Source organism: Pseudomonas sp. (assembly GCF_041601375.1).
Classification (GTDB): domain Bacteria; phylum Pseudomonadota; class Gammaproteobacteria; order Pseudomonadales; family Pseudomonadaceae; genus Aquipseudomonas.
Genome location: NZ_JBFIIG010000169.1, coordinates 1 through 9,366, shown reverse-complemented (window position 1 = coordinate 9,366; position 9,366 = coordinate 1). Strand labels below are relative to the sequence as shown.

Sequence of the window (9,366 nt, the reverse complement as noted above, 5' to 3'; positions counted from 1 at the left end):
TCAAACTAGAAATAACTCATTGTTCAATCCATATCTAATTGATTTTATGGGTTATGACGTTTTCTGTAGGAGCGGCTTTAGCCGCGAATTCTTTGGGGCACAGCCAAAGCTTCGCGGCTGAAGCGGAACGCCGCCCGGCCGCTCCTACGGCCAGCATTTGTCTGCAGCCGTCAGCCTGGTCGATATGAAGCTCTATTCGAGGACCCAGGCGCTGGGCGCGAGGCCCGCGTCCGCTCAGCGCCATTTGCATGCCTGGAGCGCAAAGCTGATCGCGGTCAAGTCGCCAAAGCCCTTCCACCCTGTAAAAAGAGCCTAACGGCTGCCAATTTCCACGCGGCTGCAATGCCCCGGTTGGCGCTGCCCAAGCAGTTGCTTGCCGGGGACTTGACGATCTTTTCAGGAGGCCTGCAGTGCACGTTCTCGACCGGCGTACCGCCCTGAGTATCCCGCCCATCTGGCGTCTTGCCTTTCGCCCGTTCTTCCTGGCTGGCAGCCTGTTCGCGTTGCTGGCCATGGCCCTCTGGGTGCTGGCCTGGAGTGGCAACGGCCCGGACTGGCAGCCCGCCGGCGGTTGGCTCGCCTGGCACCGGCACGAAATGCTGTTCGGTTTCGCCGCCGCCATAGTGGCCGGCTTTCTGCTGACCGCGGTGCAGACCTGGACCGGTCAGCCCGGCCTGAGCGGCACGCGCCTGATGGTGCTCGCCGGGCTCTGGCTGGCGGCGCGCCTGGGATGGTTGTTCGGCTTGCCGCCTCTGCTGTTGATTCCGCTCGAGCTGAGCTTCCTGCTCGCGGTGGCCGGCCTGATGGCGCGCATGCTCTGGGTGGTACGGCAGAAGCGCAACTACCCGATCGTCGTGGTGTTGAGCCTGTTGGCCGCGGCCAATGGCCTGCTCATGGCCGGCCTGGTGCAGGGCGACGATGAGTTGCAGCGCCGTGGCGTGTTGGCCGGGTTGTGGCTGGTCGCGGCGCTGATGGGCCTGATCGGCGGGCGGGTGATTCCCTTCTTCACCCAGCGCGGCTTGGGTCGCCTCGATGCGGTCAAACCCTGGGTGTGGCTGGAGATTGCCCTGCTGCTCGGCACCGGCCTGATCGCCGCGCTCTACGCCAGCGGTCTGGCCCTGCAGGCCCAGCCACTGCTGGCCGGGCTGTTCCTGGCGGTGGCGGCGGGGCATCTGTTGCGTCTGGCGCGTTGGTACGACAAGGGCATCTGGGCGGTGCCGCTGCTGTGGTCGCTGCATCTGGCGATGCTCTGGCTGGTCGTCGCCTGCGTCGGCCTGGCGCTGTGGCATGCCGGCCTGCTGGCCACGCCCAGCGCGGCCTTGCATGGCTTGACCATGGGCGCGATGACGGGGCTGATTCTGGCCATGATCGCCCGCGTCACCCTGGGCCATACCGGCCGGCCGCTGCAATTGCCGGCGGGCATGGCCGCGGCCCTGGTGTTGTTCAACCTGGCTTGCGTGGCGCGGGTCTTCGTCTACCCGCAATGGCCGCTGGCAGGGCTGTGGCTGTCGGCCAGCGGCTGGTCGCTGGCGTTGGCCATCTATGCCTGGCGCTATGGGCCGATGCTGGTCAGGCCACGGGTGGATGGCCACCCGGGCTGACCGCCAGGGCAGAGCGCTGACGCCGAGCATTTGCTCACGCGCCAGCGCCGCGCCGCCCAACCCTTGATATCCGCTCGCCTGTGCCTTGCGCATGGGTGGCCTTGCCGCTCGGCACTGCCGAGCATCGGAGAAGCTGATGAAAACCGAATTTCAGGATCGTCTGGCCGTCGTCACCGGCGCCAGTTCAGGTATCGGCCTGGCATTATGCGCCGCTTTGCTGCAGCGCGGCGCCAGGGTGCTGGCCATGTCGCGCAGCCTGGGCGGCTTGCAAGACCTGCAGGCAAGCTACCCGGAACGCCTGGTCTGGCATGCCGGCGATGTCACCTCGAGCGAGGATCTGGCCAGTCTCGGTGTGCGCGCAGCGCAACTGGGGCAGGTGGATTATCTGGTGCCCAACGCGGGTATCGCCGAACTGGCCGAGAGCCTCGACCTGACGGCGTTCGATCGGCAGTGGGCGGTCAACGGGGCCGGCGCATTGAATACCCTGGCGGCGCTGCGTGACGGGCTGGCCGCCCCCTGTTCGGTGGTGTTCATCGGTACTTTTCTCACCCGCGTGACCTTTCCCGGTCTGGCCGCCTATATCGCCAGCAAGGCGGCACTCAGCGCCCAGGCGCGCACCCTGGCAGTGGAAATGGCGCCAGTCGGCGTGCGCATCAATCTGGTCTCGCCCGGCCCTACGGCAACGGCTATCTGGGGCAGCCTGGGGCTGAGCGACGAGCAGTTGGACGAGGTCGCCGACAGCGTCACCCAGCGCCTGCTGCCCGGTCACTTTCTCGATGCGGCGGCTGTCGCCAGCGTGATCCTGTTTCAGTTGTCGGCCGGCGCGCGTGGCGTTTATGGTCAGGATTGGGTGGTCGATAACGGCTATACCTTGAGCTGAGCGTTTTTTCACAACCGTTGAAGGAGAATTGCGGGTCGCTGCGCCTGCTCCACCTCTTCGCAGCATTATTTTTGCTAATTAAAAGCAATAATATTCATTAGAGATAACTGAACGCCCCCCTCACACTGCGTAGGCACTCATCTCTACGCAACATCTTCTGTTGCGCCAATTCGACCGAGTTCCTCAAGGCGGCTGCTTTAAGCGCGCCGCGCCTGCTTGCAGGCGGTCGTGATTGCTCGCACAAATACGATGAACCCACTCTTGCATCGACTGTCTGCCAGCGATTGGCTGCAGCCTTGTCCGGTGCAGGGCAGTTGGCCGGAGTAGGATCCGCCGTTGCAACCACCCCGATCCCAGGCAGGAATAATGCAAGAACACCTTCTCGACTGGTTCAGGTCTTTCGCCCCCGCACCGCTCAATGCCCGCGCCCAGGAGTGGATGCGCGTCGCCATCGGCATCGCTATCGGCATATCGCTGTGCGTTGCGCTTGGCGCCCGGTTGTTCGGGGCACCGCTCACCTTGCACATCGCCGCGCCTACCGCGGCCTCTGCAGTATTGCTGTTTGCCGCCTCATCCAGCCCGTTCGCCCAGCCATGGTCGGTCCTGGCGGGCAATATGTGCGCCGCCCTGATCGGCATCAGTCTGGGCTTGAGCCCGCTGGACAGTGTGTCTGCGACTGTGCTGGCCGCCAGCCTCTCGCTCGTCTGCCTGTTCGCCTTGCGCTGCCTGCACCCGCCAAGTTGTGCACTGGCCGTGCTGGCTGCCAGTGGTGGTCTTGGGCTCGACAATCCGGGCTATGCCTTGCTCTATCCGGTGGCGTTCAACTCGCTGCTGCTGGTGGCTGTCGCCTTGCTCTACAACAACCTGACCGGCCACGCCTACCCTAAACCGCGTCTCTCCAGGGAGAACCGTCACCACACGCGCGATCCATTACCAGGCGAGCGCCTGAGCTTCAATCGCGACGACATGGATCGGGCCCTTGAGGAGTTCGGCGAATATGTCGATGTAAGCCGTGACGATCTCGAGCGGCTGATCAAGCAAACCGAGAAGCATGCCTTGCGCCGCAGCATGGGCGAGGTCAGCGCGGCCGATATCATGTCCCGCGATCTCTATTGGGCGGCGCCGGACAGCTTTATCGAGCAGGCTTGGCAAACCCTGCAGGAACACCGCCTGCATTCGTTGCCGGTAGTGGAGGAGGGTAGCGGCAAGCTGATCGGCATCGTCACCCTGGTCGATCTGCTCAAGCAGTTTCAGCCCAGTCAGGCCCGGGTCAATTTCGGCCGTTTGAAGTACCTGCGCGGAACCAAGCTGCGCTCGATCATGAGTGCGCCCGTGGTTGCCGTGAAGCAGGACGTGCACATGGTCGAACTGGTGTTCCTGCTCTCCGACCGCGGGCTGCACTGCCTGCCGGTGGTGGACGAACACGGGCGGCTGGTGGGCATGATCACCCAGACCGATCTGATCGCGGCGCTCTACCGCAACTGGCTCAAGCAACTGCCGGGTTGAGTCGGTATTCGCTAGGCGCTGTTGGGCTGGCGCAACGGGCACCCTGGCGGTGCTTCAAATCTCGTGATCCCAGCGTGACCAGTCGAAGTCGTCGAGGATCACCTCGCGCAACAGTTGCAGAGCGCTGTGTAGCGCCGGATTGTCGGCCGCACGGGGGTAAACCAGATAGATCGGGTAGGAAAATTCCGGCGCCAATTCCACGCGTTTGAGGATGCCTTCATCGATATAGCGCTGCACCACGCGGGTGCGGAAGTAGCCGCGACCGCCACATTGCAGCAGGTACTGGAGGGCCAGTGGACTGAGGTCGAAGGAGAGGGTGGTACGGGTGTGTTCCGGCAGGGCATTGTCGTGCAGCGTGCGAAACGCCGGCCCCCAGTCGACATAAATATAGGGCTCGGGGTTATGGGTCTGCACCACCTGGATCAGCTTCTCCTCGAGCAACTGCTCGACCTGCAGGCTCGGCCAGTATTCCGGCTGGTGGACCAATGCCGCGTCGAGCACGCCGAGGTCGAGTTGTTGCTGGAGCAGGCTGCCACTGGTCACCACGCTGCGCACCGCGTGCGCGGGCAGAACCTGGTGCAGGCGTTGCACCCAGGCCAGCATCAGCGGGTTGCACAGGCACATTTCCGCACCGAGGGTAAGCAGGTCGCCGGAGCCGCGAGGCAAGGGCAGATCGCGCCGCGCCGCTTCCCAGGTCTGTACCAGCTGGGTGGCATAGGTGACGAAACGCTCGCCGTCTGTGGTCAGTCGCGCGCCGCCACGGTTGCGCACGAACAGTCGGCAGCCGAGCTGGTTTTCCAGGTTGTGGATTCGTGCCGTCACCGCGGTCTGGGTGATATGCAGGCGTTCTGCGGTGGCGATAAAGCTGCCACTGCGCATGATATCCAGAAAGGTGCGGGCGAGATCGATGTCCATTGCAGACGCTTCACTTCACTTCAATAGAATTGATGAAAAGCGGCATTGTATGACACTGGGAGTGTGACACTGAGGGTAGATTGAACGCGCACCAGATCCCCTGGACCCTCAGGCGAGGGGGGATAGACAGCGAGGGTAAGGACGTCACAGCCGATTGCGAAAAGCGCTGGGTGCGACGTCCTTGAGAGGCTTACTTGAGGCTCAGGATCCATTCGGCGAGGGTCTTGGCTTCTTCGTCGGTGACCGGGTTGGCCGGCATTGGCATCTGCCCCCAGTTGCCTACGGTGCCATCCTTGATGCGCCCGGCCAGCAGCTCGACGGCACCTTCGGTTCCGGCGTACTTGGCGGCGACTTCCTTCAACGCCGGGCCGACCATCTTCACGTCGACATTGTGGCATGCCGCGCAGGGCTTGCTCTTGAACAGCGCTTCGGCGTCGGCTTCGGCGGCAAAGACCGGTTGCACGCTCAGCGCAGCTCCCAGGGCGAACAATGGAATCAGGATTTTCTTCATGATGATTATTTCCTCAAGGCTATTGAGAGCAGGACATAGGCCCTGCCAATTTTCGCTGCAGTTACGGTTTGCGTCTTCTTGTGGGCGCTGCCAAAGCCTCTCCCTGCGAGCATTGATCTCTGCGGTTATGGGTATGGACCAGTGATGCTGGTAAAGGGTTCGTTTACGAGTGCTGACTGACAGTAGCAGTTGCGCGGCTGAGAGGTGAATCGGCCAATTGCAACGTTCGATCAATTTAACTGGAGGGCAGCATAACCAAGCCGATTGCCGATGGGCTTGACCGGAATCAAGAGTTGCCCGCACGTCGCTTGAGGACGGCGGCCGGTCGCGGGTAGCGTGCAGGCATGATTAATCACCGCGGTGAGGTACTGACTGTGAATGCGCCTGTGAAACTAGCCGACACGGCTGCCGTGCTGGATGCGCCCTTCTACCAAGCGTTGGGCAATGAGCAGGTGCTGTTCGAACAGGCCTGGCAGCACGGCATGCCGGTGCTGATCAAGGGCCCGACCGGTTGCGGCAAGACCCGTTTCGTCCAGTACATGGCGCACCGCCTGCGCTTGCCGCTGTATACCGTGGCCTGTCATGACGACCTGAGCGCCGCCGATCTGGTCGGCCGCCACCTGATCGGCGCCCAGGGCACCTGGTGGCAGGATGGCCCGCTGACCCGCGCGGTACGCGAGGGCGGCATCTGCTACCTCGACGAGGTGGTCGAGGCGCGCCAGGACACCGCCGTGGTCCTCCATCCGCTGGCCGATGACCGCCGCGAGCTGTACCTGGAACGCACCGGCGAGGTGTTGCGCGCGCCACCGGGTTTCATGCTGGTGGTGTCCTACAACCCCGGTTACCAGAACCTGCTCAAGGGCATGAAGCCGAGTACCCGCCAACGTTTCGTCGCCTTGCGTTTCGGCTACCCGCCGGTGGCCGAGGAAGAGCGCATCGTCGCCAACGAGGCGCGGGTCGGTGCCGAGCTGGCCGCGCAGGTGGTCAAGCTCGGCCAGGCCCTGCGCCGGTTGGAGCAGCATGATCTGGAGGAGGTGGCTTCGACCCGTCTGCTGATCTTCACCGCGCGCATGATCGGCTCCGGCATGAGTCCGCGTGATGCCTGCCTGGCCTGCCTGGCCGAGCCCTTGTCGGACGATCCGCAGACCGTCGCGGCGCTGATGGACGTGGTCGATGTCCACTTCGCTTGAAGCCGTCGCCAGCCCGGTTCGGCATCTTCCGGGCGACCTGGCGATGTGGTTCTTCATCCTCGCCGAGCTGACGGTCTTCGCCTTGCTGATCCTCACCTTCGCGGTGGCCCAGGCATTGCAGCCGCAGCTGTTCCACGACGGCCGCCAGTTACTCGACAGCTCCACCGGCCTGGCGTTGACCCTGAGCCTGCTCACTTCCGGTCTGTTCGCCGCGCTGGCCCAGGAGCAGGTGCGCCAGGCCCGCGCGCGGCGCGGCGCATGGTTGTTGCTGGCGGCGCTGCTGTCGGCCAGCGTCTATGTGCTGTTGAAGCTCGGCGAGTACAGCCACCTGGCCGGTGCGGGCCTGGGCATGGAGCACGACACCTTCTTCACCCTGTACTGGATCCTCACCGGCTTTCACTTCGTCCATGTGCTGCTCGGCCTGTTCATCCTCGGCTGGCTGGCCGAGCGCTGTCGGCGCCGCCTCTATGGCCCGGGCAATTGCAGCGCACTGGAGTCCGGCGTGCTCTATTGGCACATGGTCGATCTGATCTGGGTGCTGCTGTTTCCGCTGGTCTATGTCCTGAATTGACCGGGAGGTCGTCATGTCCGCTTCGACTACCCTGATCTTCTGCTGGCTGGGCCTGGCCGTGCTGTCGGTGGCCAGCGTGCAACTGGGCAGCAGCGGGGCGACCCAGCTGATGGCCGGTGCTGTGCTGCTCGCGGCCCTGGGCAAGGCCTGGCTGATCGCCGACGGTTTCATGGAACTGCGCCACGCCCCGCGTATGTGGCGTTGGCTGCTGCTCGCCTGGCCGCTTACGCTGGCGGCGGGGGTGCTGCTGACCTTGCAGTTTTCTTCGTAGCCCGGATTGCATCCGGGCTACGGGACCTGTGTAGGGTGGATCGGGGCGCGTAGCTGGCGCCTTTTTCATCCACCGTGGCGATTTCGGTGGATGGATAAAGCGTCATCCACCCTACGATGCTGGCGCTGGGGGTGCTGCTGAGCCTGTCGCTCAAGGGCTAAGCCACTGGCAATGCGCAGGCCGTAGGGTGGACTCAGGAGCGCAGCGAACAGTCCACCGTTGTTACTGCTTCGCGAGTTCGCCCTCCGCTTTAGCCATGCTCATGCGGTGATCGCCGCGCCGGGCATTGCTCATCTGCCTGCTGGTTCTTCGCTGTTCCTCCTCTCGCTGGCCATACCCGAGTAAAACCATCGGGCTTTCCGGCTTTCTTGATTGCGATCAAGCAGGTTTCGTTAGCAGGCTTTCTAGAATGGTCACGCCAAGCAAAGAGGAAGCGACCATGTCAGAGACCTTCACCAAGGGCATGGCCAGGAATATCTACTTTGGGGGGAGCGTGTTCTTCTTCCTGGTATTCCTGGCACTGACCTATCACACAGAGCAGACCTTTCCAGAACGCAGCAACGCCTCGGAGATGAACGAGTCGGTGGTGCGCGGCAAAGCGGTCTGGGAGAACAACAACTGCATCGGCTGCCACAGCCTGCTGGGCGAGGGCGCCTACTTCGCGCCCGAACTGGGCAATGTGTTCACCCGGCGTGGCGAGGAAGCGGCTTTCAAGCCGTTCCTGCAGGCCTGGATGAAGGCGCAGCCCCTGGGCATTCCAGGCCGCCGGGCGATGCCGCAATTTAACCTCAGCGAGCAGGAAGTGGACGATATGGCGGAGTTCCTCAAGTGGACTTCGAAGATCGATACCAACGACTGGCCGCCAAACAAGGAGGGCTGATAGATGACCATTGCCAATCCACATCTGAAATTCGCCTCGCAAGCCGTGGCCAAGCCGTACTTCGTGTTCGCCCTGATGCTGTTCCTCGGGCAGATCCTGTTCGGCTTGATCATGGGCCTGCAGTACGTGGTCGGTGACTTCCTGTTCCCGCTGATCCCCTTCAACGTGGCGCGGATGGTGCACACCAACCTGCTGATCGTCTGGCTGCTGTTCGGCTTCATGGGCGCGGCCTACTACCTGATTCCCGAGGAGGCCGACCGCGAGCTGCACAGCCCGAAGCTGGCGATCATCCTGTTCTGGGTGTTCGCCGCCGCCGGCGTGCTGACCATTCTCGGCTACCTGTTCGTGCCCTATGCGGGCTTGGCCAAGATGACCGGCAACGATTTGCTGCCGACCATGGGCAGGGAATTCCTCGAGCAGCCGACCATCACCAAGATGGGCATCGTGGTGGTCGCCCTGGGCTTCCTCTACAACATCGGCATGACCCTGCTCAAGGGGCGCAAGACCACCATCAGCATGGTCATGATGACCGGCCTGATCGGCCTGGCGGTGTTCTTCCTGTTTGCCTTCTACAACCCGGAAAACCTGGCGCGCGACAAGTACTACTGGTGGTTCGTGGTGCACCTGTGGGTGGAAGGCGTGTGGGAATTGATCATGGGCGCGATGCTCGCCTTCGTCCTGATCAAGGTCACCGGGGTGGACCGTGAAGTGGTCGAGAAGTGGCTGTATGTGATCATCGCCATGGCCCTGATCACCGGCATCCTCGGTACCGGTCACCACTTCTTCTGGATAGGGGCGCCCGAGGTCTGGCTGTGGGTCGGCTCGATTTTCTCGGCGATGGAACCGATACCCTTCTTCGCCATGGTGCTGTTCGCCTTCACCATGGTCGGCAAGCGGCGCCGGCAGCACCCGAACCGCGCCGCCACCCTGTGGGCCAAGGGCACTACCGTGACCGCGTTCTTCGGTGCTGGCGTGTGGGGCTTCCTGCATACCCTGGCCCCGGTGAACTTCTACACCCACGGCTCGCAACTGACCGCGGCG

Annotated in this window: 10 protein-coding genes; 8 read left to right on the top strand and 2 right to left on the bottom strand. The window is 63.2% G+C overall.

Annotation, left to right across the window (positions count from 1 at the left end; translation table 11 throughout):
- Positions 1-410 precede the first annotated feature (410 nt).
- The 3 genes from ABZE94_RS17665 to ABZE94_RS17655 all read left to right on the top strand — a co-directional run bounded on the left by ABZE94_RS17665 (position 411) and on the right by ABZE94_RS17655 (position 3,987).
- Positions 411-1,601, top strand: coding sequence for an NnrS family protein (locus ABZE94_RS17665; RefSeq protein WP_372876954.1), 1,191 nt, complete (start codon positions 411-413; stop codon positions 1,599-1,601).
- 136 nt (positions 1,602-1,737) lie between these two features.
- The gene (locus ABZE94_RS17660) at positions 1,738-2,481 is read left to right on the top strand and encodes an SDR family NAD(P)-dependent oxidoreductase (protein WP_372876952.1); all 744 of its coding nucleotides are present in this window, start codon (positions 1,738-1,740) and stop codon (positions 2,479-2,481) included.
- Between the two features lie 366 nt (positions 2,482-2,847).
- Entirely contained in the window at positions 2,848-3,987 is a 1,140-nt protein-coding gene (locus ABZE94_RS17655) for a CBS domain-containing protein (RefSeq protein ID WP_372876950.1), read from the top strand.
- Positions 3,988-4,041: 54 nt separating this feature from the next.
- On the opposite strand, the gene ABZE94_RS17650 is transcribed toward ABZE94_RS17655, so the two are convergent.
- The gene (locus tag ABZE94_RS17650; protein WP_372876948.1) at positions 4,042-4,902 is read right to left on the bottom strand and encodes a LysR family transcriptional regulator; all 861 of its coding nucleotides are present in this window, start codon (positions 4,900-4,902) and stop codon (positions 4,042-4,044) included.
- A 190-nt stretch (positions 4,903-5,092) separates the two neighbouring features.
- Complete coding sequence (locus ABZE94_RS17645; protein WP_372876946.1) at positions 5,093-5,413, bottom strand: c-type cytochrome; 321 nt, start codon at positions 5,411-5,413, stop codon at positions 5,093-5,095.
- Between the two features lie 410 nt (positions 5,414-5,823).
- Between ABZE94_RS17645 and ABZE94_RS17640 the strand changes: the two genes are divergently transcribed.
- The 5 genes from ABZE94_RS17640 to ABZE94_RS17620 form a co-directional block, all read left to right on the top strand.
- On the top strand, positions 5,824-6,603 hold the full coding sequence (locus ABZE94_RS17640; RefSeq protein ID WP_372876956.1) for a CbbQ/NirQ/NorQ/GpvN family protein: 780 nt from the start codon (positions 5,824-5,826) through the stop codon (positions 6,601-6,603).
- Positions 6,587-7,174 (top strand): cytochrome c oxidase subunit 3, encoded by a 588-nt coding sequence (locus ABZE94_RS17635; protein WP_372876944.1) that lies wholly within the window; start codon positions 6,587-6,589, stop codon positions 7,172-7,174. The genes ABZE94_RS17640 and ABZE94_RS17635 overlap by 17 nt, the downstream gene beginning before the upstream one ends.
- Positions 7,175-7,187: 13 nt before the next feature.
- A complete protein-coding gene (locus ABZE94_RS17630) occupies positions 7,188-7,445 on the top strand; it encodes a cytochrome C oxidase subunit IV family protein (RefSeq protein ID WP_372876942.1) in 258 nt (85 codons plus the stop codon).
- Positions 7,446-7,884: 439 nt separating this feature from the next.
- Positions 7,885-8,325, top strand: coding sequence for a cytochrome c (locus tag ABZE94_RS17625; RefSeq protein WP_372876940.1), 441 nt, complete (start codon positions 7,885-7,887; stop codon positions 8,323-8,325).
- A 3-nt stretch (positions 8,326-8,328) separates the two neighbouring features.
- Positions 8,329-9,366: cbb3-type cytochrome c oxidase subunit I (locus tag ABZE94_RS17620; RefSeq protein ID WP_372876938.1), on the top strand; the 1,038-nt coding region annotated here is incomplete at its 3' end.

What these genes read in the sequence shown, in the direction of transcription:
- ABZE94_RS17660 (WP_372876952.1), top strand. Translation starts at nt 1,738, where the DNA reads ATGAAAACCGAATTTCAGGATCGTCTGGCCGTCGTCACCGGCGCCAGT.
- ABZE94_RS17655 (WP_372876950.1), top strand. Translation starts at nt 2,848, where the DNA reads ATGCAAGAACACCTTCTCGACTGGTTCAGGTCTTTCGCCCCCGCACCG.
- ABZE94_RS17650 (WP_372876948.1), bottom strand. Translation starts at nt 4,902, where the DNA reads ATGGACATCGATCTCGCCCGCACCTTTCTGGATATCATGCGCAGTGGC.
- ABZE94_RS17645 (WP_372876946.1), bottom strand. Translation starts at nt 5,413, where the DNA reads ATGAAGAAAATCCTGATTCCATTGTTCGCCCTGGGAGCTGCGCTGAGC.
- ABZE94_RS17635 (WP_372876944.1), top strand. Translation starts at nt 6,587, where the DNA reads ATGTCCACTTCGCTTGAAGCCGTCGCCAGCCCGGTTCGGCATCTTCCG.
- ABZE94_RS17630 (WP_372876942.1), top strand. Translation starts at nt 7,188, where the DNA reads ATGTCCGCTTCGACTACCCTGATCTTCTGCTGGCTGGGCCTGGCCGTG.
- ABZE94_RS17625 (WP_372876940.1), top strand. Translation starts at nt 7,885, where the DNA reads ATGTCAGAGACCTTCACCAAGGGCATGGCCAGGAATATCTACTTTGGG.